Here is a 21057-nt window from a genome sequence, read left to right as displayed (position 1 = left end):
CTCACATAACGTGGATGGATTAGCGGACGGAGCGGATACGAAGGACGACCAGGCCGCCCAGGAACGTGCACGCGGCGGCGATGACGTAAAGCAGGAGGTAGTTCTTCTCACCTGAGGCGCTCACCCCGACGGCGAGGAACAGCGGGGCGATGAGCGGCGCGATCGACTGCGGGATGGAGGTGGCAAAGCCTGTGATGCCCATGAAGCGGCCGGCGTCCGTATCCCGTTCGGGAAGAACGTCCAGGAGCAGCGCCTGGTCCACGGCGGAGAACGCTCCAATTCCAAGGGATCCAAGGAGGGAACCGACCACGAGCATCGGCATGTCTGTAGCGAACGCCATGACGATGGCACCCGCGCCAAAGATGATGCCGGCACCGAAAACGAAGGCGCGCCTGCGCCGCAGCTTGTCGGAGATGAAGCCGCCGCCGATGGCACCGGCGGTCGTGGCAACGATTCCGGCCATGGAGAGGATGGCGATGATGCCCGCCACCTCGGTGACGCTAACCCCAAGGCGGGAAGCGAAGAAGAACGCGGTGAACGTGGTGTTCAGGGTCAGGCCAAAGTAGAACAGGAAGCGCCCCAGCCAGTTCCAGGAAAAATCGGGGTACTGCTTCGGGTTGTAGAGATATTTCCGGAGCAGACCGCCCAGGTTGAGCTTTTCCTCGAACGTGTTGCCCCGGCTGTCCTTTTCGTGCACCAGGAGAACGAACAGGAGGGTCAGGACCACGCCGATGGCGCCGGGAACAAGGAAGAGCAACAGGTTGTTGGTGGTGAAGCTGCCGGCGAGGACCACGCCGACGACGGGTGCCACCTGGGTGGCAAAACCAGTCAGGCCGGCAACCTTGCCGCGCTGGCTCTCCGGCAACCGGTCCGCAGTGGAAATCTACAGGTTGCCCAGTACCTGGCCCCAGCCAAGCTGGGCGAGGATCCATCCTGCTCCCAGCACAAGCACGTTGGGGGCAACCGCCATGACAACCAGGGAGATGACTCCGAGGATCATGCCACCGATCATGAACGGGCGGCGGCGGCCGAGCCGGGTACGGGTCCGGTCACTGGCTACCCCCAAAAACGGGGCGGTGAGCATGACGGCGAAAGCACCTGCACCGGTGATGTAGCCGAGGTATTCCTCGCGTCCCGGCGCCAGCTGGCTCAACCGGATAGCCAGGGAAATGGCCAGGGGCGTGATGAAAGCTACGAACACGCCGAACTGGGCAAGCACCATCAACCAGATGTACTTCTTGCCGACCGGAGTCAACGATTCTGATTTTGGCGTGGCTGTGGCATCGGGTGCATCCGGGAGGACGTCCAGCTGGGGGAGGGGGTGGGGCAAAGGTGCGTCAGAGTGCGCTGTGCTGCCTATTGGGGAATTCATCGATGTGACTCCGTTGTCGATGCGAAAGAAAAGTGATGCTCATCGCTAGCGCGTGCTAGCTGCATCGATCGTAGCCGACGTTACTAGCGCGCGCAAGGTAAGGTTGGGGCATGACTGTGGAGACGAAGAATCGCCGGGTGACTGCTGCGGACGTGGCCAAATCTTTGGGCATCTCCAGAGCGACGGTCGGGTTCGTGCTCAACAACACGAGGGGTCAGACAATTTCGGAGGCGACGCGGCAACGGGTCATCGCCGAGGCGGAGCGTCTTGGCTACAGGCCGCATACCGCCGCCCAGGCCCTGGCCCGGGGGCGCAGCAGAATAATTCTGCTGGCACTGCCCGACTGGCCGGTCGAGCACAGCTTGGGCCGCCATGTCGCAGAAGCTTCTAGGGTCCTGGAGGAAGCCGGATATTCCCTCGTGACGTACACGCTGCACGAGAGTGAGGCGGTAAGACCCCTCTGGGAAGCCCTGGATCCCGACGTGGTGATGGGCCTGCTTCCATTCTCCGAACGTGACGTGGCATCGATGCGGGCAAGCGGCATCGCCAGCATCATTCCTGACCCGTCCTCGGAACCGATGGCGTGGCAGACCGGCCCGAGCATCGTCGCCGGCCCTGGGCTTCAGGTGGCGCACCTTGCCGATTTGGGACACCGCAGGATTGCGTTTGCTGCACCCGACGATGCCCGGCTCACGGCCATCGTCGAAGCGCGGTTCTCGGCCGTACGGAATAAAGCGCTGGAACTGGGTCTGCCGACCCCGGATCGCCGCCACCTTGATTTCCACGACTCATCGGCGCGGCAGGCGGTTCAGCAATGGTCCGCAAGCGGCGTCACGGGGGTAGTTGCCTACAACGACGAGACCGCCGCAGCCGTGGTCGCCGCCGCCGTGCGCGAAGGCATTCCCGTCCCAGGTGAGCTCGCCGTCATCGGACATGACGACACCCCTTGGGCCGAGCTCTTCGTGCCCAGCCTCTCCACTATCCGGCTGGACATCGAAGGCTTGGGACGGCAGATAGCGATGACCGCCTTGGTCGCGGTCGACGGACGGGCCGTTCCCGCAGAAGATCCAGCCCTCATCGCCGCCCTCGTCCGGCGCGAATCAACCTGATCAAGATGGCCGGCCTTGCTTCCGCGCCGGCGTCAGGGTAGCGCGAAGTTTCGTTTTATTGACGGTGGCTCATGACGTTCTAAGATCCCACCCTGACAGTCGGAGGTGCGGAAATCGGAGAGTGGAAGCTCGAGAACAGTCGCTTAGTCCAGCTTGATGCAGTCAGCTGGGGCAGTGGGTGATTAATTCACACGCTTTGACTAGATAGGGCGTCCGAGAACCCGTCGGAGCTCCGCTCAGAAGCGAAATCTTTCCTTGTCAGAAGGTCCTAACGTCAGGTTGGGGTGTACTTGATCGGCTATGCCAGGTGAAGCCATCAAATCATGCCACGAGGCGGTGTTAAATTGACCGCCGGATGTGGCCGATTGCGACCTGTGAGCCTGTGATTTCCTTCGATTGTCCAACGTCTGGAAAGATGTAGCCGATGCCGGTTCTCCGGTTCGATGGCCGCCCTGAGGGGCTTGTTATTGGGGAAGCAATTGCCGCGAAAACTGTTCTGTGAAATATCGCCTTTGACGTACCGTCTTTCCGTTCAGCGCATGATCCTGGGTCGCCGCCTGAAGGACTTCTTTGCGGCCACAGCTTTTGCCCGGCAGCGGCCGGCTGAAGTGTTTCCGGTGGTGGTGTATCGCCACAATTCCTTGATTCGGCGGAAGCTCGGCAACGTGGACTTGCATTTGCAGGAGAACAAGGCCGTCAGTTTGGGAATCGCGGCTCCTTTGGTGAACTCAGTGGTCCTCCAGCCTGGGGAAACTTTCTCCTTTTGGCAGCTCGTGGGCAGCTGTACGAAGGCCAAGGGCTACCGGGAAGGCCTGGTCATAAATCACGGCCGGCCCGACTCGGGAATCGGGGGAGGGCTGTGCCAGTTCACCAACCTCCTGCATTGGATGGTCCTGCACAGCGAGTTGACGGTCGTTGAACACCACCACCATGGAGATCTTGACCTGTTCCCTGATTTCAACCGCCAGATACCGTTCGGTTCGGGAACTTCGATCATCTATAACTACCTGGACTACAGGGTGCGGAATGACACCGACCAGGCGTACCAGTTCCTCGTCAGTACAACTGACGAACACCTTTGCGGTGAACTTCGCGCCGAGCGCGCGCAGGACGTCAAGTTCCATATTCGCGAAGAGGACGCCTACTTCCATGAATCCGGAGGAAACGTCTACAGGCACAACAAGGTTGTCCGCTTGACCAGGGACAAGCGAACCGGGCTCGTGACATCAACAGAGCAGATCATCGAAAACAACGCCTTGGTGGCCTACGACCGGGCCTTGATCAACGCGCCTATCCTTGAGGCACCGCCGTCGTCGCAAAGGGACCAAACGCGGGAGCCCGTATCCGCCCAGGTTGATTCGTGATCCTCCCAGGACTCATTCCCTAGGTGATGTCGAAGCGTTCGTGGTGAGAGTTGGATGAGTCCTCGACTTGTGGCAGCTTCGTCGCGCCACTGCTCGTATCAAACGCAACCAGGCCACAGTGACCGGGCGGGGAACGGGCTTATGGGCATGTTGAGCTGGATGGTCTGACGGTAAGTCGAGGGCTGTTCCGGCGAAGGTTTTTCCTGGTGATGTAATTTTTCGTGCCGCTGTGGAAACAACAGGTACGAGCAGGCCGTTCTGCTCAGTCACTCCACGGGGGAAGGACCCAGACTTATGAAGTACCGTCGATCCTGTTATGCCAAGTCCGCTACTCTCGTTTCTCTTGCACTCGTGCTAACCCTTACCGCGTGCATCCCTGCAAGCCCGCAGACCGGTACTTCCACCGGTCGGGAAGTACCAGAGGTTTCGACGGCTGCTTTCAAGCCTCTCGCCACCGTTGTTGATCAGCAACTGCCATCGCCTGAACCCAACGCAGCTAACACGCTCAGTGGTCCCGTCCTGCTCGAGTTGCCATCGGCAGTCATGGTCCCGGCGACTAGCGCTGCACCCTCCCTCGAAGGTTCAGGTACCGTGTCAGCGGTGGCGCCCGCTCCTGCTGCCAGTGCCTCACAAGTTGCTGCCGCTGCCCCAGGGGTGACCACTGCGATGGCCACCCCGCCAGCGGACCTGAGTATCGGCGCCGCTGCGGGCGAGTGCATCCCGGCCAACATCGACATCCAACGCGATGATACGGTCCGGGCGATCGAACCCATCCCGGCCGGGGAACGGCACTACTACACCGTCCTTGGCTGCGCCGAAGGCTGGCTCGCTTACTCCATCTCCGATGCGGGGGTGAAAGCCATCGGCCTTGACGGCGGCAATGCCTGGTACAACATCGCCACACTCCAAAGCAACGGCAGATACCTGACCGACTTCGGACAACCATGGACCAGCATCTACAACTGGGAATTCCTTGGCTACGACGTCCAGAACGGCAAGTACACCACCGTCCAAGAAGGCATGGACCACGAATTCGCCACGGCCGGCATACCAGTCCGCCTCAGGACCCAACTCGTTGGCCCCGGGCCGGCAGCTCCAGAGCCTGGCGGCCCCACGGCGGGTGAATGCACCCCGGCAAACATCGACATCCAACGTCAGGACCAGGTCCGGGCGATCGATCCCATTCCTGCCGGGGAACGGCAGTACTACACCGTCCTTGGCTGCGCCGAAGGCTGGCTCGCGTACTCCATCTCCGATGAAGGCATCAAAGCTATCGGCCTCGACGGTGGCAATGTCTATTACAGAATTGCCAGGCTCCTAAGCAGCGGCCGGTACCTGGATGAGTACGGAGAGGTATATTCCTGCGTCCGTACCTGGGAATTCCTCGCCTTTGACGTCCAGGCCGGGAAATACGCCTCAGTGCAAGATGCCATGGACGATCAGTTCTCCACCAACGGCATACCCGTCCGGCTAAGGGAACAACTCGTCGGCCACGGACCCGCAGCTAGCACTCCCTAATCGCCTCTACTCCAAGCACAAGAAAAGAAGACCATGGAATCTATCGACGCCCACTCGGTCGTGATCTTTGGAGTACTGCTCGTTCATGTCATCGGCGTGATCGTCGTCGCCGTTTCAACTGTTGTTCTGGTGACCGCATTGCTCGTCGTCATCCTCGCCGTTCGTGCCTGCAGAAGCATGGGGCGGGCCCCTCACCCAAACAAACAAATACGCAGTGGCCACATCTTGGCCGCGCAGCGGCTCTAGACGCGATACCCGGCAAGCTCATTGGGGGAGGTTGCCGGGTATTTCCGTTCCCACGGTAACCAGGTGTCCGTAGGCACCGCGGCAGCCACTGGGTAACCCATGCGCCGCCTCGACGAAGATTAGGACCTAGCCGGAACAGAGGTCACAAGTTTTTCTCCGGTTATGTAAGAAACACTGGTTCCCGGGACACTAAGGGGTTGAATCATCACATCGCACTAGGCCGGGGGAAAAGAACAAGGATGTTGGCTACCAGAGAGCAGGAACTGATTGCTCTTCACGCTGAACACTTCAGCCGCATCTACCAGTACATCGCGTACCGGATCAGCGATCGCGAACGGGCCGAGGAACTGGCCAATGACGTGTTCCGGATCGTGTGGGAGAAACAACCGCCCGAGCCCCCTGGCATCGGATGGCTGATCGCCACGGCCAGAAACGTCCTCGGAAATGAATACAAGGGCCGAAGCCGCCGCCAACAACTCATGCAGCGCTTGGCTGAAGAGGCACGAACCCAAGCGGCCACCACCAACGATGACGCACAGCAGGCCAGCGGCGCCGAGATCCTTTCCCTCCTCAAGGAACGGGACCGGGAAATCCTGATGCTCTCCTACTGGGACGACCTCACCACCACAGAACTGGCCGAAAGCCTCGGATGCACACCCTCAGCAGCCGCGGTCAGGCTGCACCGGGCCCGCAAAGCCTTCGCGAAAGCCGCACCACAACACCTCATGACAGAACGGGAAGTCTAACCATGGACCGCATCGAACAACTCATGAAGAACGCCAAACCCCGTGTCCCCGAGCCCGGGACTACCCCCGGAGTCCTACCGGGGCGCTCCACCGTCTTCACGGACGACCCCAACGTCGTTTCCCTCGCCGAGCGCAAGACCCGGCGGACCCGCTGGACAGCGACAGCAGGCGTAGTGCTCGCAGCCGCGACGGTCATCGGCGCCGTCGTCGTCGCAGGGAACCTGACGCCCCAATCAGCACCCGCCCCGGCCACCACCGATACTCCCAGCGTCACGGCCACCCCCACACCGACCGCCTCAGCAACGCCCACTCCCTCGGCGTCGCCCACGCCGACACCGACGTCCACACCCTCGTCCGCCCAGACGCCGACCACGACCCCAAGCCCGTCCCGGGTCGTCACCGCCCCCGCCGCGAGCACAGCACCGCCCGCCACCGTGCCCGCAGGACCCGCAGCCGGCGCCTGCATACCGGCCAACATCGACATCCAACGCCAGGACCAGGTCAGGGCGATCAAACCCATCCCCGCCAACGAGCAGCAGTACTACACCGTCCTCGGCTGCGCCGAAGGCTGGCTCGCTTACTCCATCTCCGATGCGGGGGTGAAAGCCATCGGCCTTGACGGCGGCAATGCCTGGTACAACATCGCCACACTCCAAAGCAACGGCAGATACCTGACCGACTTCGGACAACCGTGGACCAGCATCTACAACTGGGAATTCCTTGGCTACGACGTCCAGAACGGCAAGTACACCACCGTCCAAGAAGGCATGGACCACGAATTCGCCACGGCCGGCATACCAGTCCGCCTCAGGACCCAACTCGTTGGCCCCGGGCCGGCACCAGCCACAACCAGTACGCACTGACCCCCATTCATCAAGCACACATAACGTGAACAATGGACCGTCGCTCTGGACGTTCGGACGCAGGCACTAAGGCCGTGATCACTGGTCCATACGTCCGCTGGAGAATCATAAGGAGGGTCGGCTTACTCCTCCTAAGTCGTATAACGATGCTGGCAAATAAGGCGTCCTGCTCAGGAAAAATGAAGATCGCACCTACTGGTCCTATCGATTCGACTACACCGCAGGTTCGAATGCACCCACGCGAGAGACCCTGAGTCTTCGACTCCTTCAAAAGCGTCCCGAGCCGGGGTTCTTGTCCACACTCGAATCGGTCCATGTGACTCTGGGGGGCGTGTCAGAATAAGCCGGAGAACCGCATTTATTGACAACGCCTCACCGTGATCTCAGAACCTATCCTGACAACGGAAGTCAACGTCAACCGCCGACGAGGAAACTCGACGACAGCCAAAACAGCCTAAGAATCCGGATCTGGGGAACACAGCATGGCCCACCGAGCCGCAAGACCACAAACAAGGCCGGAGTCCAGCACCTGATGCCAGCCGGAAGGCAGCCGTAAGCCGCATCTTCCCTTATCAGGAGGACCTAACGTCAGGTTGGGGTGTGCCTCCCTCTGACTGAGGGCCTCGAGACTGTGGGTTTCCGCGCTATGGCGGTCAGGAGGCGTCCGTCGTCCCTCCATTCCCGGGTTTCGGATGCTTCATATGCGACGCGAGTCGTCTGCCATCTGGACCTAGTTCGCCCCCGAATCACGTCATTCTCCCAGGAGCTTCCCAAGGATCCGGAGACCAGTATGTGTCCGTCATATTGAACTCGGACCTCCCGAAGCGTTCGAGTGCAAGGTCCAGCTCTCCCCATGTCTCGGCGGACACTTGAGCAACGGCGGACCGAAGAAAGGATTCGATATCGCGCCGGTCGAACTTGGCAACAATCACCTGACCATGTCCGGCTATGTAGGGCTGAAAGTTCATCCGGAGGGTCAGTTCCTCTACCGTTGTCACGGCTACCTCATACCGCAGAGCAGCAGCCTGCCCGGGCGATGTCACGTACATCGCTAGGAGAGTCGGGAAATCAGGGGCAGCGTTGTCATCCTCGATGTCGAGCCACTTAAACTGCCTTACTTCCGCGAACATCATCTAGATCCCCTTCCAGACTGCGTAGGGCCCGCCATGGGAGCGTAATAGAGCTCTGTGCCACCTAGCATTCCAGCTGCGGAGGATGTCGCCTCAAGAGCGCCATGGCTTCACTTTACTGGTTCCTTTAGACCTGGGGCTTTGGTCCGTTTTTTCTGCCATGGGGGTTAGTCCTTGGTGCTGAAGGCGGCGTCGAAGCTGGTTTGGGAGGCGGGGAAGTCGTATTTCTTGAGGGCGGTGAGGGCTTCGGGGGCGCCGTGGAGGCGGTCCATGCCGGCGTCTTCCCACTCGATGCTGATGGGTCCGTTGTAGCCGATGGCGGTGAGGGCGCGGAAGGAGGATTCCCAGGGGACGTCGCCGCGTCCTGCGGAGACGAAGTCCCAGCCGCGGCGCGGGTCGCCCCAGGGCAGGTGGGAGCCGAGGACGGTGTTCCGGCCGGTTTGGCGGAGCTTGGTGTCCTTGCAGTCGACGTGGTAGATCCGGTCTTTGAAGTCCCAGATGAAGGAGACGGGGTCGATGCCTTGCCACATGAAGTGGGAGGGGTCCCAGTTCAGGCCGAACGCTTCGCGGTGGCCGATCGCTTCGAGGGTGCGGACGGTGGTCCAGTAGTCGTAGGCGATTTCGGAGGGGTGGACTTCGTGGGCGAAGCGGACGCCGTGTTCGTCGAAGACGTCCAGGATGGGGTTCCAGCGGTCGGCGAAGTCCTGGTAGCCGGCGTCGATGACCTTTTCGGGGACGGGCGGGAACATGGCGACGTACTGCCAGATGGAGGAGCCGGTGAACCCGACGACGGTGTCCACGCCGAGGGCCTGGGCGAGCCTGGCGGTGTGTTTCATTTCCTCGGCGGCGCGCTGACGGACGCCTTCGGGGTCGCCGTCGCCCCAGACCCGGGTCCCGACGATCGCTTCGTGGCGGAAGTCGATCGGGTCATCGCAGACGGCCTGGCCCTTGAGGTGGTTGGAGATGGCCCAGACCTTCAGGTTGTACTTGTCCAGGATGGCGAGTTTGGAGTCAACGTAGCCGGGTTCGTCCCAGCGCCAGGCGTCCAGGTGGTCGCCGGAGACGGCGATTTCCAGGCCGTCGTAGCCCCAGCCGGAGGCCAGTTTGGCGACTTCCTCGAAGGGCAGGTCGGCCCACTGGCCGGTGAACAGGGTGTACGGGCGGGACATGGTCAGGCTCCTTCAGTGGTCAGGGCAGCCTGACGCACGTTCGTCAGCACGCTCTTGTTGTTGGCTGATTCTTCGACGGCTGCGAGGACGCTTTGCACCTGAAGTCCTTCTTCGAAGGACGGCGAGGGCGACTCATTGTTGTCAATGGCGGCCAGGAAGTCGCGGATCTCGTGCGTGAAGGTGTGCTCCCAACCGATGATGTGGCCCTGCGGCCACCACGCCTCCAGGTAGGGGTGCTCGGGTTCGTTGACGAGGATCCGGCGGAAGCCCTGCTTCCGGATCGAATCACTTGCATCGAGGAACATGAGTTCATTCAGGTTCTCTAGATCGAAGGTCAGTGAGCCTTTGGAGCCGTACATCTCGATGCGAAGGCTGTTTTTTTGGCCGGTAGCCACCCGGGAGGCTTCCACGGATGCGCTGATCCCGCCGGTCAGTCCAAGGGTTGCCCAGACCGCATCGTCGACGCTGACTTCCTCAGGGCCGTTTGGTCCGGGACGTTGCGTGACAAAGTTACGTAGAGTGCCTGTCACTTCCGTGATGGTCTGCGCGGTGAGGTGCTGGATCTGGTCGATGGCGTGGCTGGCAATATCACCTAGGGCGCCGGACCCGGCCGTTTCTTTGCGCAAGCGCCAGGTCATGGGGACTTCCGGGTCGGCGAGCCAGTCCTGCAGGTAGGCGGCCCGGACGTGCCGGACGGTGCCGAGCCGGCCTTCGGCGATCAGTTCGCGGGCCAACGCCAGGGCCGGGACGCGGCGGTAGTTGAACCCGACCATCGACTGGACCCCGCGGGTCCGGGCCGCCTGCGCCGTGGCGGTCATGGCCTCGGCCTCGGCGAGGGTGTTGGCGAGCGGCTTCTCCACGAGCACGTGCTTGCCCGCCTCCAGGGCGGCGATGGCGATCTCGGCATGCATCCAGCCCGGGGCGCAGATATCGACGATGTCGATATCGTCACGATCCAGCACGGACCGCCAGTCCGTCGCGGACTCGGTCCAGCCGTACTTAGCTGCAGCTGTGGCAACCTGTCCGGCGTCCCGGCCGACTAGGACCTTCATCTCGACGGGGGGGACATCGAAGAAGCTGCCGACATTCCGCCAGGCGTTCGAGTGGGCCTTGCCCATGAACGCATAGCCGATCATTGCCACGCCGAAGGTTTTGCTCGGATTATTCGGGTAAGACATGCTTTCCGTTTCTTTCTGCGAACAGTAGGGGTCGATGGCGAGCTGGCACAGCCCAGCTTCAATGGCACGGGGACTGATACGGTGCTCTTTGCCAGCCCGCCTCGCTCAGGCCAGATGGCCCGCACCCTCCTAAATCAATCCCTACTTGGTGATCGTGGACAGTTCGGCGACCGTTGGTACGTCCACCCAGGCGCCCTTGTCCGCTGATGTGACGATAGCGTCGTCGATGAGCGCGGTCTGATAGCCGTCGGCGAAGTTCGGGCTCACGCTGCCGCCTTCTGCGATGGCTTTGAAGAAGTCATGCGCTTCGATGATCTTCGTTTCGCCATAGCCGATACCCAGAGCCGGGATCGGCCAGAGCCCGTCCCCGTAGGGATGGGCGGGGCCGGTGTAGACGGTCCGGAAGCCGCGTCGGTCGTTCTGATCGGAGGCGAAGCAGACCTGCAGCTCGTCGCGGCGTTCATAGTTGAATGCGATGCTGCCTTCTGTGCCGTGGATTTCGAAGGTGATGAAGTTATTGCGGCCATAGGCATTGCGGGTGGCCTCGATCGAGCCGACGGCGCCGTTGGCGAAGCGGACCATGGTCATCACCTCGTCGTCGACGTCAACCTCGCCCCGGGGTCCTTCACCGCCGCGGACGTTCCCTAGCGCGTCGGCGCCCCCGGTCTGCAGCGGACGTTCCGGGATCCACGTTGAGAGGACCGAGTTCACGGAGGCGAACTCACCGACAAGGTAGCGGGCCATGTCAACGACATGGGTCGCGATGTCGCCGAGGGCCCCGGACCCGGCGATGTTTTTCTGGAAGCGCCAGGACAGTGGCGAGTTGGGGTCCGCGGACCAATCCTGGAGGTATGTGCCGCGGAAGTTCAGGATTCGCCCGATAGCGCCCTCCTCGATGTACTTCTTGGCCAAGGCGACGGCGGGAGTCCGGCGGTAATTGAAGGCCACCATATGGACGATTCCGGCGTCCTTGACCGCGTCGTACATGGCCTTGGACTCCTCACCCGTGCGGGCCAGAGGCTTTTCGCAGATAACATGCTTGCCGGCTTGGGCCGCGGCGATGGCGATCTCGGCATGTAGGTGGTTGGGGGTGGCAATGTCGACGACATCAATCGCCGGGTCATCCACGATCCGGCGCCAATCGGCGGTGGAGTTTTCAAAGCCGAAGCGGCGGGCGGCCTCGGCGGCGAGGGCGTCATTGGCTTCAGCGATGGTGTGGCGGATGGGGAGGGCCGGTGCGGGCCAGAAGAACATGGGCATGGCCGAGTAGGCCAGGGAGTGGGCCTTGCCCATGAAGCCGCCTCCGATGAGGCCGACGTTAAGGTTTTTCACGATCGTGTTCCTTTTCTGAGATGCGTTGGGGTTAGGGGAGGAGCTCTTCGAGGTATTGGCGGCTGATCTCAGCCGCCTCCCTTGGGTTGCCGTCGTACTCATCGAGCTCAACCATGAGCCAGCTGTCGTAGCCGCTCTCTTTGATGGCTTGGACGATGTCTGGGAAGTCCAGCTCACCCTTCCCGAGGGGCAGGAAGGAGAATGGGTCCTTTCGCAGATCCTTGAGGTGGACGTGGCGGATCCGCTCGGGGTACTTGCGGATGACAGCGGCCGGGTCCGCTCCGCCTGCCGCGAGGTGTGCGGTGTCCGGGCAGAAGCCGATCCGGGTGAGGGGCATGAGGCGTTCCAGCTCATCCGGGCTCTCGACGATGGTGGTCAGATGCGGGTGGTAGGTGGCGGTCAGCCCCGCGGCCTCGGCGATGTCGGTGACGCGGTCCAGGGCCTCGCCGAGGCGCCGGTAGTCCTCGTCCGTGGTGCCCGCGGCGCGCCGGGCGCCGCCTCCAACGACGAGGCGTTCGGCGCCGAAGGTCGCGGCGAGCTCGGCGGCACGCTGGATGCGGTGCAGCTCGTCGGGCAGGATGTCCGCGTAGATGAAGTTTGCCCCGGTGTAGACGCTGACGAGGGAGACACCGGCCTCTTCGAGAATGCCGCGGAGCTGCTCCGGGTTGTCCTCGTAGTGGGCGAGGTTTCCGTCGAACATTTCCACGCCCTGGTATCCGGCCGCGGCGATGTCTTTGACGGCGGTGTCCATTGACCCGTGCGTCAGATAGAAGAGGTCTTTGACGCTGGTCACGCCGACCGGATGGCCGACGACGCCGCCCCAGGTAATGGTGCAGTATCCGAGTTTCATGGTTCTGCCTTTCAAAGGAGGAATGTTGCGAGGGGCCTGCGTATACGGGCCAAGGCGACGGCAAGGGCAATGCCCTCCTGCTGTCCAAGCGCCCCCCAGGGTCAGGGGTCGTTGATCAGGAGCCCCGGCTCTTGCGGGAAGAGGAGGCGCAGTCTGCCGGAAGCCTCCGTGAACGTTTACGATTCAGCCTGCGCATCCACGGAGCATAGGGGGACTATTGCTTCGCCACCGGTGTGCAATTCGAACGATGGCGAAGCAGCGCTGGGAGTTGCAGCGGGCAGCCGGGTGCGTCGATTGGCGCAGTCGCCCGCAGGTTGGCCCGCCGCCGGAGTGGCGGGGGTGTCTCCCGGAGCCGGTGCTCAGGAGGGGTGGGCTGTTATATCCGTTGCTGGGCTGTAGCCTGTGCCTGGGCGTTGGCTTCGCGGATCCGGTCGGTCATGTCGGTGTAGAACTCGTCTTTCGGGTCCTTGATGCCCCAGCCGCGGCCGAGGTTCTCGATGTAGCCGCACCAGTGCCAGCCGATGATCCAGGGCTCGGCCATCACCTTGGCGAGCCCGTTGACGTAGTCTGCGCCGCGCTCGGCGTGGGTGGTCATGTCGCTTGTCCGGTGGGGGTTCATGTCCGTGGCTACCCAGTTGCCGATGTCTGCGATGACCACGGGCTTGCCGGTCAGTTCGTGCCAGCCGCGAAGGTCTTCGATCATGGTCTTGTATTCCTCGTCCGTTTTCCCGGTGAAGTACTGGACGGAGAGGACGTCCACAAAGGGGACCATTGCGCGCAGCGCCGCTTCCGGGATGCCTTTATTACCGTTGTAGCGGTCGCCAAGGATCAGGTGGTTGGGGTCGTAGCGGCGAATCGCCTCGGTGATGGTCTTGTAGTACTGGGTTGCGACCTCAAAGAGCTTTTTGTCGTGCTCTTCCTGGCTGAGCCCCTCGAACCCGGGCCAGAACCTACCCGCGGCGTGGGGCAGCCAGGCTGGGATGTCCACCAGAAAGTAGCCGATCAGGTTCCGGCTGTTCTTGTGGTCGGAGACCATCCGTCGGGCGATCCAGTCGGCGTACTTCTGGAAGTCTTCCCCGAAGACGTCCCGGAAGGCGGGGTGGCCGTTCCAGTCCTCGATCTCCTGCACGCGGATTTGCACGACGTAGGGCATGCCGGAGTCCAGCAGGTGCTGGTCGGGCCAGGGGAGTGAGTGGCCAAGGTCCACGGGGTCCCCGAACCAGTCCAGGGCCTCACCCCAGCCGCCGCTGATGTACTGCGACGTCCACCCGATCGTGTTGAAGTTCAGGTCTTGGAGGTCCTGGACCGCGCCCTTCGTCCAGGCCTCGCGCGAGCCGTACTTGCGATCGAAGATCTCCGCGTTGTGCGGGTAGCGCAGGTCGGTGTCGTCGATGTGGTTCAGGGCGAGGGAGAGGAACGGCTTGCCCTCGGGGTCAAGGAAGCTCCACGCTCCGTCTCCGTTTTGGGCTACCTGGAAGAATCCGTTGTTCTTTGCTTCGGCTGACATTTCAATCGTTCCTTTGCGGGTTCTGCTATTTCTTGCTGAGGGACACGGCGGCGATGATGATGGCTCCCTTGATGATCTGCTGCACCGAGGAATCAACGCCCATGAGGACCAACCCGTTGTTCATCATGCCGATGATCAGGGATCCTGCAAGGGCACCGATAATCGTTCCCCTGCCGCCGAAGAGGCTGACGCCTCCAAGGATGACGGCGGCGATGACATCCAGTTCGAGGCCGACGCCGACATCCGGGCGGGCGGCGTGGGCGATGCCGGTGAACAGGAGCGACGCAACACCAACGAGGGCGCCAGTGATGACGAACGACAGGATCACGGTGCGGTGCGTCTTGACGCCGGTGAAGCGCGCCGCCTGGGGATTCCCTCCGGTGGCGAAGACCCGGAGCCCGAAGACGCTCTTGTGCAGGAGTACGAAGCCGAGCGCCACTATCACTATGGTCCAGACGACGGCGATGGGAATGCCCAGGATGTTGCTGTCACCGAAGATGCTGAAGTAGGGCCGGTTGGCGATGAGTACGGGGCGGGTGTCCGTGATGAGCAACGCTATTCCGCGGGCGACGCCGAGCATCCCCAGGGTGACCAGGAAGCTGGGTATCCCGAGCTTCACAGTCAGCAGCCCGTTGACGAAGCCAAAGACGACGCCGACGGCGATGGCCGCCAGAGCTCCGAGTACCCAGAAGTTGGACAGGTGCTGGAGCGCCAGGGCGGAGGCCATTCCGGAGAGCGCGAAGACGCTTCCGACCGAGAGGTCGATCTGGGCGTTGACGATGACGAGCGTAACTCCGACGGCGATGATGGACACGATCGCTGTTTGCCGGCCGACGTTGGCGAAGTTCTGCACGCTGAAGAAGACAGGCGAGGCTATGGAGAAGAAGAGCACCAGGGCCACGAGTGCGATATAGACGAAGTATTCGCGGACGAAGTCCATGGTGGACCGGCCGCCCCATTGCGGTCTGGTCAGGCTATAGCTGTTGGTGATCGCGCTCATGGCTCTCACGAACCCTTTCATTGAGTCTTGAATAGATGTACTGGTCGGTCATGTCGGGGGTGACTTTCTCCGGTTCGCTCATGGATGTTGAGGTCATGAAGTAGATCTCGTCGCACAGCTCCTGGAGCTCGACGAAGTCGGAGGAGGCCACGACGATTGCTGCTCCCTCTTCTGCGAACCGGTGGATGACCCGGTAGATCTCCTGCCGTGCTCTGACGTCGACGCCCTGGGTCGGCTCGTCCAGGAGCAGGAGGTGCATCCCCGGCTGGAGCCATTTGGCGAACACGACTTTCTGTTGGTTGCCGCCGGACAGTGTCTGGACGGGGCTGTCGATCGAGTTCGCTTTCACCTGAAGTGTCTCCACGAGGCCGCGGATCATTGACCGTGCTGCCCTGTTGTCGACGAGCCCGCCCCTCCGCAGTGATTTGTAGTGGGCCAGGGTCAGGTTTCGCTGGATCGAGTGCTGCAGCACGACACCCGAGCGGTGTCTGTCCTCGGGGACGAGCGCGACCCCGGCGCTGAGCGCTTCCCACGGGTGCTTGAAACGGACTGTCCTGCCATCGAGCATGACTTCCCCGGCGGTGCTGCGGCGCATGCCGCCGATGGTTTCCAGCAGCTCGGTGCGGCCGGTCCCGATCAGCCCGGCGATGCCGATGATCCGCCCAGCCTCAGCGGTGAAGCTGATGTCTGAGAACCGGTCCCCGGCCAACTTGGATACCCGGAGTTTCGGTCCGCTGGAGGAGTTGGGCAGCAGTTCGGGACGGGCGAACCTGTCGAACGCTTCCTTCGGCGGCCCGGGTTCCTGGGGTTCGACGCCTGTGATCTCGCGGACCAGCGAGCTCATCTCCATATCGGCTACGTCGGCGGTCAGCACCTTCTTGCCGTCGCGGATGATGGTCACCCGGTCGGCGAGTTCGAAGACCTCCGTGAGGCGGTGGGTGACATAGATGATGCCCACGCCGGACTTTTGGATGTCGCGAATGCTCTTGAACAGCAGCAGCTCATCGGCCTTGGTCAGTGTCGACGTTGGCTCGTCCAGCACCAGGACGCGGGCGTTCCGGTGGATGGCCTTGGCGATCTCGACAAGCTGACGGGAGGCGACGGAGAGGTTCTCGACCAATTCCTGAGGTGGCAGGTGCAGCCCGAGCGAGTCGAGGAGTTCCTGGGCTACGCTGTTCATCTTCTTCTTCTGGACGATCCCGAAGGCGTTTCGGAGCTCGTTGCCGAGGAAGATGTTCTGGGCCACTGAGAGTGACGGGACGAGGCTGAGCTCCTGGAAGACGGTCGCGATGTCCGACTCGACGCGTTCGCGCCCGTCGATTTCGACATGTCCTTCGTCCTGTGGCTGGACGCCGTCGAGGATCTTGATCAACGTGGATTTGCCGGCGCCGTTGGGGCCGAGGAGTGCATGGACCTCGCCGGGACGCAGATCGAAATCGACGTCCTTCAGGGCATAAACTCCGCTGAAAGCCTTGCTGACGCCACGGGCTTGAAGAATTGGTTTGCCGTAGGCCTGCCCTGCTTCGCCCACTTCGGTCGCCGTTTTCATGTCGGTGTCTTCCGTGGGTGTTTGCTTGTTAGTGGCCATGTCACTGGCCTCCGCAGATTCCCGAGGACTTGCATGCGTCCAGGACTTCCCGGGGCGGCTTGGCATGGAAGATCGTTTCGTATTTCTCCAGGAGGTTCCCGGGCGTAACGGCGACGGCCGGAAGAGCAACCCAGGCCGGTACCTTGTTGCCGATCAGGGCGTGCGCGGCAGCCATGCCCTCGGCGACTCCTTGGTTGTAGGGCTCCTGGGCACCAATGGCCTTGATGTAGCCGCCGCTGGCCATCTCTACGGCGACTTCGGTGCCGAGGTCGATTGTCGTGATCGGGACGTTGATTCCTGCGTTGCGGAGGGCGGCGACGGACTGCATTGCCGGTGAATCCCAGATGACAAAAAGCCCTTTGACTTCAGGGTTTGCGGTCATGAAATTGGCTGCGGCCGGTCCGACGGCATTGGTGTCCGTGAAGCCGACTTCCTTAATTTTCACGTCCGGGCGGTTCTCCTTGAACCATTCTTTAACCCGCTGGGTGCGCTGGTTCGTGGTGTAGAAATCGACAGCGAAGTCCACGATGCCGGCTGTCCCGTTCTGCGGGATGAATTCCGAGAGGGCGGCCGCGGCAATTTGTCCGTTGCCCTGGTTGTCCGGGGCGATCACTGCCTGATAGTCCGAGGGGTAAGAGAGCCCGGAGGCGGGCATGTGGATGAAGACGAGTTTGATGCCGGCGTCAGCGACCTTTTTGTAGGTCTGGGCGGTTGCTACATCGTCAGTGGGGATGCTGATGATGAGGTCCGGTTTTTTGGTGATGAGGTTTTCGAGGTCGGCAATCTGCTGCTGGACTTTGAATTTTGCATCGGTGACTCCGATGACTTTGACGCCGAGGTCGCCCAGGGTTTTTTGGATGCCTTCGATCGTCAGGCGGGACCAGTCGATGTCCATGGTGTTCATCGAGATGCCGACGGTGAACTTGCCCTCGGCCACTTTCTTCTTGTCTGCGTCGCTGAGTTTGAGTGCGTCCGCAAGTGCTGGCTTCTCGCCGTTCTTGCCCTGGCCGACGATTCCGGCGGGGGTGATGGATGCGGCGTTGACGGCTGTGCGTTCCGGGGATGTTCCGCCGCCAGCATCGCTGGAGCATCCGGACAGCGAAATGGCGATCGCGGTGAGCAGCCCGGCCGCGACGGAGAGCGTCTTTCTGCGTGTCATTACAGTTGGTCCTTTTGGTGGCCAGGGAAGCCGGTGGCGGACTTCAACCTGAGGGGAATGAAATGTATTAAGGGAACCGAGGTCGCCGGCTGCCCGACGTCCTCGTGTTTGGACTTCTAAGGCTGTGCGGGACGGCCGGGCGGCCGTCCCGCACAGGTGTTGCTGTTATTCCTTGAAGAACTGCAGGTAGGCCTCGGCGAGGGCCTCCGGGTCCTCTTCTGCCAGCTGGTGGCCCCAGGGCAGGATCACACCCCGCACGTCCTCGGCGACTTCGCGCATCTGCCGCTCGTTGTCGGCTCCGATGAAGTACTCGCTGCCAACGGCCAGGACCGGCATGGTCAGTTTGGTCTTTGCGGCCTCGCGGTTCTGTTCGGCGTCCTCGAGTGTGGCCCGATAGATGGCGAACATGCTCCGCAGTCCTCCAGGAGAGGAGTAGCAGCGGACATACTCGTCCAGAGCATCGGGGGTGATGGCCTGGGGGTTGTGAGTCTCGTGCTTGATGAAGTAGTTGAAGTATTCCCGTTCCTTACCGGTGATCAACAGTTCCGGGAAGTCCGGCACGCTGTAGAAGTTGATGTGCCAGAGCCAGACGTAGGTGCTGACGTTCTCCTTGGTCAGGAAGGAGTAGTCCTCGAGCCCGAAGCCGGGGAGGATCATCTCCTGGTAAACGAGTTTCTTCACCCGCTCCGGGTATTGGGCTGCGACCTGGTAGGCGGTCGAGGCGCCCCAGTCTTCGCCGACGAGGTAGAAGGTCTCGTATCCGAGGTGCGTGGCAAGCTGGGCGATGTCTTCAGCCATGTTTTTCATGTCGAAGCCGCCCTGTGGGTGCTCGGAGTCGCCCAAGCCCCGAAGGTCCGGCGCGATGACCGTGTAGTAAGGGGTCAGCAGAGGAATGACGCGGCGCCAGTGGTAGGACGTCTTCGGCACACCGTGCAGCAGGAACAGCGGCTCACCTTCGCCGGCGATGGAGTAATGGAGCCTGACTCCGTTGACGAAAGCGCGTCCGTGCTTTGCAGGCACTCCATTGTGGTCCTGAATGATTTCCATGATCTACAGCTCCTGTTTTCTTGTCGGTCTTTCGGGATATTGGGTTGTTGGGGTTACCCGCAGCCCTCGGTGGACTTGCACGCCTCTGCGAGCTGGCTGGGTGGGTCCTGGTGGTAGACCTGCTTCCACGCCTGGAGGACGTTGTTCTGGAGAACCGGCACTGCGGGGAAAGCAAGCCAATTGGGAGCGGTGCCGCCCAGTAGCACCTTGATGGCCATGTCAGCCTCGGCCAGGCCCTGGTCGTAGGGAACCTGGGCCCCCAAGGCCTTGATGTTGCCGCCGGTAGCGAGGTCGGCCGCCACATCGGAGGCGATGTTGACTGCGGTGATTGGCATCGTTTTGCCCTGGGCCCGCAGGGCCTGGTCAATGCCCACTGCCGGGACTTCCCATTCAGTGAACATTCCCTGGACGTCCGGGTTCGCCGTGAGGAAATTCCCGGCGTCCTTGCCTGAGTTAGCTGGATCGAGGAATTCGGCGACTTTGATCTTGATGTCGGGGCGGTTGGCCTTCATCCAGCCGACGAAGCCCTTCATGCGTTCCTTGGTCACAAAGAAGTCGACTCCGAAGTCGAGCACGCCAACGGTTCCGCCTTGCGGGATGTGCTTGGCCAGTGCCTCGGCGCAGACGGCGCCGTTGCCCTGGTTGTCGGATGAAACCATGCCCTGGTAGTCCTTCGGGTACTTCAGTCCCGTGGGCACGTTGTCCATCATGATGAGCTTGATGCCGGCAGCACCAATCTTGCGATAGGCCTCGGCCGTGGCTGTGTCGTCCACCGGGATGCTGATGATCGCGTCCGGTTTCAGCTGGATCATGTTCTCGATGCTTGATACCTGCTTTTGGACGTCAAAGTTGGGATCGGCCACGCCAACGACCTCGGCGTCGTACTTCTTCAACCGGTCGGTAATGGCCCGAACCTGTTCGGTGGACCACTCGATGTTCATCGTCTGCATGACGATGCCGACCCGGAATTTCCGCTGCTTGGCCTGATTGACTTCCGCCTCGGTCAGTTTGATGTCGTCAAGGGTCCCGGACTTTACTCCGTTCGGCCCGCGTCCGACGATGTCCTTGGGCACGAGCTCTTCTGCCTTGACCTGTGCGAGTGGGTTCTGGCTGCCAGCGGGCGCTGCCCCCGTGTCCGAGGCGCAGCCAGTAAATAATGCAGCGATCGTGGCGAGGGCAAGGGCCCCGGCTGTTGCTGACCTTCTCATTCTCGTCTTCCCTTCAGTTGGTCGTCGGCGACCCCGGTGGTGCCCGATTCGGGCATGGCTTTTCACGGTGGGGGTATTGGAGTCTTGCGGGGTGGAGCGGCTCAGGCGAGGGCGGTCGCCAGAGCAGGGGGCAGCGGAGACAGGACGAGCCCGCCGGCGGCCGATGCCGCGCGGATGGCCGCAGCCTTGTCGGAGGCATTCAGCAGGGCCTCCGCATGGGGCTTATCCAAGAAGAGGCCCAGGGAGCACGGTCCGTAATGGGTGTGAACCCAGCGCACTGCATCGCCCGCCACTGCGGCCATGGCCCCCCGCAGCTCAACGGCGTCGGCGTCCACTGTTGTTACTGACACAGGCAGACCTGAGGAGTCGACAGCGACGACCAGGCTTGCCCATAGGACGCCGGCCTCGAAGACGCCGACGACCGCCGTGGAGCGGTGGGGTACGAACATTCGGATGCCGAGCGCGAGATCTTCGCGTGTGCATCCCGTATCCGCTAGGAGTTCTTCGGCGTGCGTCCACTGGGCGTCGCCGATGTTGTGGGGCTCGAGGTGAGTGTGGAGCGCGAGGATCTGCTCGATGTAGTCATGCATCCTGCACTCCTTTCCACTTCTTCGTGAACGTTTACGGTTTCTATCGTGAACGTTCACGAGAGTTGTGTCAAGAGTCACAGC

General features: G+C 62.0%; 20 protein-coding genes. 6 read left to right on the top strand and 14 right to left on the bottom strand.

The window, feature by feature from the left end; all coding sequences use genetic code 11:
• Window positions 1–19: 19 nt before the first annotated feature.
• Window positions 20–865: an MFS transporter gene (locus tag HMI59_RS25785; RefSeq protein ID WP_227471458.1), complete on the bottom strand. Its 846-nt coding sequence runs from the start codon at window positions 863–865 to the stop codon at window positions 20–22.
• Window positions 866–883: 18 nt separating this feature from the next.
• Window positions 884–1372 carry an MFS transporter gene (locus tag HMI59_RS25780; RefSeq protein WP_227471457.1) on the bottom strand — a complete coding sequence of 163 codons (489 nt, stop codon included), beginning with the start codon at window positions 1370–1372 and terminating at the stop codon, window positions 884–886.
• Between the two features lie 110 nt (window positions 1373–1482).
• Between HMI59_RS25780 and HMI59_RS19510 the strand changes: the two genes are divergently transcribed.
• The 6 genes from HMI59_RS19510 to HMI59_RS19485 all read left to right on the top strand — a co-directional run bounded on the left by HMI59_RS19510 (window position 1483) and on the right by HMI59_RS19485 (window position 7218).
• Entirely contained in the window at window positions 1483–2481 is a 999-nt protein-coding gene (locus tag HMI59_RS19510) for a LacI family DNA-binding transcriptional regulator (RefSeq protein WP_193592264.1), read from the top strand.
• 512 nt (window positions 2482–2993) lie between these two features.
• Window positions 2994–3845, top strand: a complete 852-nt coding sequence (locus HMI59_RS19505) for a VanW family protein (RefSeq protein WP_227471456.1) — start codon at window positions 2994–2996, stop codon at window positions 3843–3845.
• A gap of 666 nt (window positions 3846–4511) precedes the next feature.
• Entirely contained in the window at window positions 4512–5363 is an 852-nt protein-coding gene (locus HMI59_RS19500) for a hypothetical protein (protein ID WP_193592263.1), read from the top strand.
• A 33-nt stretch (window positions 5364–5396) separates the two neighbouring features.
• Entirely contained in the window at window positions 5397–5609 is a 213-nt protein-coding gene (locus tag HMI59_RS19495; protein WP_193592262.1) for a hypothetical protein, read from the top strand.
• Window positions 5610–5848: 239 nt separating this feature from the next.
• Window positions 5849–6355, top strand: coding sequence for an RNA polymerase sigma factor (locus HMI59_RS19490; RefSeq protein ID WP_193592261.1), 507 nt, complete (start codon window positions 5849–5851; stop codon window positions 6353–6355).
• A 2-nt stretch (window positions 6356–6357) separates the two neighbouring features.
• A complete protein-coding gene (locus tag HMI59_RS19485) occupies window positions 6358–7218 on the top strand; it encodes a hypothetical protein (RefSeq protein ID WP_193592260.1) in 861 nt (286 codons plus the stop codon).
• Window positions 7219–7964: 746 nt separating this feature from the next.
• Here HMI59_RS19485 and HMI59_RS19480 read toward each other — a convergent pair.
• The 12 genes from HMI59_RS19480 to HMI59_RS19425 form a co-directional block, all read right to left on the bottom strand.
• On the bottom strand, window positions 7965–8351 hold the full coding sequence (locus HMI59_RS19480) for an Imm8 family immunity protein (RefSeq protein ID WP_193592259.1): 387 nt from the start codon (window positions 8349–8351) through the stop codon (window positions 7965–7967).
• Between the two features lie 164 nt (window positions 8352–8515).
• On the bottom strand, window positions 8516–9517 hold the full coding sequence (locus HMI59_RS19475; protein ID WP_193592258.1) for a sugar phosphate isomerase/epimerase: 1002 nt from the start codon (window positions 9515–9517) through the stop codon (window positions 8516–8518).
• A gap of 2 nt (window positions 9518–9519) precedes the next feature.
• Complete coding sequence (locus HMI59_RS19470; RefSeq protein WP_193592257.1) at window positions 9520–10695, bottom strand: Gfo/Idh/MocA family protein; 1176 nt, start codon at window positions 10693–10695, stop codon at window positions 9520–9522.
• A 141-nt stretch (window positions 10696–10836) separates the two neighbouring features.
• Window positions 10837–12027 (bottom strand): Gfo/Idh/MocA family protein, encoded by a 1191-nt coding sequence (locus HMI59_RS19465; RefSeq protein WP_193592256.1) that lies wholly within the window; start codon window positions 12025–12027, stop codon window positions 10837–10839.
• A 31-nt stretch (window positions 12028–12058) separates the two neighbouring features.
• The gene (locus HMI59_RS19460) at window positions 12059–12877 is read right to left on the bottom strand and encodes a sugar phosphate isomerase/epimerase (RefSeq protein WP_193592255.1); all 819 of its coding nucleotides are present in this window, start codon (window positions 12875–12877) and stop codon (window positions 12059–12061) included.
• A 376-nt stretch (window positions 12878–13253) separates the two neighbouring features.
• A complete protein-coding gene (locus HMI59_RS19455) occupies window positions 13254–14384 on the bottom strand; it encodes an agarase (RefSeq protein WP_193592254.1) in 1131 nt (376 codons plus the stop codon).
• 25 nt (window positions 14385–14409) lie between these two features.
• The gene (locus tag HMI59_RS19450; RefSeq protein WP_193592253.1) at window positions 14410–15384 is read right to left on the bottom strand and encodes an ABC transporter permease; all 975 of its coding nucleotides are present in this window, start codon (window positions 15382–15384) and stop codon (window positions 14410–14412) included.
• On the bottom strand, window positions 15359–16972 hold the full coding sequence (locus tag HMI59_RS19445) for a sugar ABC transporter ATP-binding protein (RefSeq protein ID WP_193592252.1): 1614 nt from the start codon (window positions 16970–16972) through the stop codon (window positions 15359–15361). The genes HMI59_RS19450 and HMI59_RS19445 overlap by 26 nt, the downstream gene beginning before the upstream one ends.
• A 1-nt stretch (window position 16973) precedes the next feature.
• Window positions 16974–18131, bottom strand: a complete 1158-nt coding sequence (locus HMI59_RS19440) for a substrate-binding domain-containing protein (protein WP_193592251.1) — start codon at window positions 18129–18131, stop codon at window positions 16974–16976.
• A 165-nt stretch (window positions 18132–18296) separates the two neighbouring features.
• Window positions 18297–19178 (bottom strand): alpha/beta fold hydrolase, encoded by an 882-nt coding sequence (locus tag HMI59_RS19435; RefSeq protein ID WP_193592250.1) that lies wholly within the window; start codon window positions 19176–19178, stop codon window positions 18297–18299.
• A 53-nt stretch (window positions 19179–19231) separates the two neighbouring features.
• Window positions 19232–20386: a substrate-binding domain-containing protein gene (locus HMI59_RS19430; protein ID WP_193592249.1), complete on the bottom strand. Its 1155-nt coding sequence runs from the start codon at window positions 20384–20386 to the stop codon at window positions 19232–19234.
• Between the two features lie 101 nt (window positions 20387–20487).
• Complete coding sequence (locus HMI59_RS19425) at window positions 20488–20976, bottom strand: hypothetical protein (RefSeq protein ID WP_193592248.1); 489 nt, start codon at window positions 20974–20976, stop codon at window positions 20488–20490.
• Between the last annotated feature and the right edge of the window lie 81 nt (window positions 20977–21057).

The organism is Paenarthrobacter sp. YJN-5 (assembly GCF_015040095.1).
GTDB classification, from domain to species: domain Bacteria; phylum Actinomycetota; class Actinomycetes; order Actinomycetales; family Micrococcaceae; genus Arthrobacter; species Arthrobacter ureafaciens.
Note: the sequence above shows the minus strand (reverse complement) of the source record. Positions and strands in the feature narration are given on the sequence as shown.

Coding starts and splice junctions, on each gene's coding strand:
- HMI59_RS25780 (WP_227471457.1), bottom strand. CDS start 1,372: ATGAATTCCCCAATAGGCAGCACAGCGCACTCTGACGCACCTTTGCCC.
- HMI59_RS19510 (WP_193592264.1), top strand. CDS start 1,483: ATGACTGTGGAGACGAAGAATCGCCGGGTGACTGCTGCGGACGTGGCC.
- HMI59_RS19500 (WP_193592263.1), top strand. CDS start 4,512: ATGGCCACCCCGCCAGCGGACCTGAGTATCGGCGCCGCTGCGGGCGAG.
- HMI59_RS19495 (WP_193592262.1), top strand. CDS start 5,397: ATGGAATCTATCGACGCCCACTCGGTCGTGATCTTTGGAGTACTGCTC.
- HMI59_RS19490 (WP_193592261.1), top strand. CDS start 5,849: ATGTTGGCTACCAGAGAGCAGGAACTGATTGCTCTTCACGCTGAACAC.
- HMI59_RS19485 (WP_193592260.1), top strand. CDS start 6,358: ATGGACCGCATCGAACAACTCATGAAGAACGCCAAACCCCGTGTCCCC.
- HMI59_RS19480 (WP_193592259.1), bottom strand. CDS start 8,351: ATGATGTTCGCGGAAGTAAGGCAGTTTAAGTGGCTCGACATCGAGGAT.
- HMI59_RS19475 (WP_193592258.1), bottom strand. CDS start 9,517: ATGTCCCGCCCGTACACCCTGTTCACCGGCCAGTGGGCCGACCTGCCC.
- HMI59_RS19470 (WP_193592257.1), bottom strand. CDS start 10,695: ATGTCTTACCCGAATAATCCGAGCAAAACCTTCGGCGTGGCAATGATC.
- HMI59_RS19460 (WP_193592255.1), bottom strand. CDS start 12,877: ATGAAACTCGGATACTGCACCATTACCTGGGGCGGCGTCGTCGGCCAT.
- HMI59_RS19455 (WP_193592254.1), bottom strand. CDS start 14,384: ATGTCAGCCGAAGCAAAGAACAACGGATTCTTCCAGGTAGCCCAAAAC.
- HMI59_RS19450 (WP_193592253.1), bottom strand. CDS start 15,384: ATGAGCGCGATCACCAACAGCTATAGCCTGACCAGACCGCAATGGGGC.
- HMI59_RS19445 (WP_193592252.1), bottom strand. CDS start 16,972: ATGGCCACTAACAAGCAAACACCCACGGAAGACACCGACATGAAAACG.
- HMI59_RS19440 (WP_193592251.1), bottom strand. CDS start 18,131: ATGACACGCAGAAAGACGCTCTCCGTCGCGGCCGGGCTGCTCACCGCG.
- HMI59_RS19435 (WP_193592250.1), bottom strand. CDS start 19,178: ATGGAAATCATTCAGGACCACAATGGAGTGCCTGCAAAGCACGGACGC.
- HMI59_RS19430 (WP_193592249.1), bottom strand. CDS start 20,386: ATGAGAAGGTCAGCAACAGCCGGGGCCCTTGCCCTCGCCACGATCGCT.
- HMI59_RS19425 (WP_193592248.1), bottom strand. CDS start 20,976: ATGCATGACTACATCGAGCAGATCCTCGCGCTCCACACTCACCTCGAG.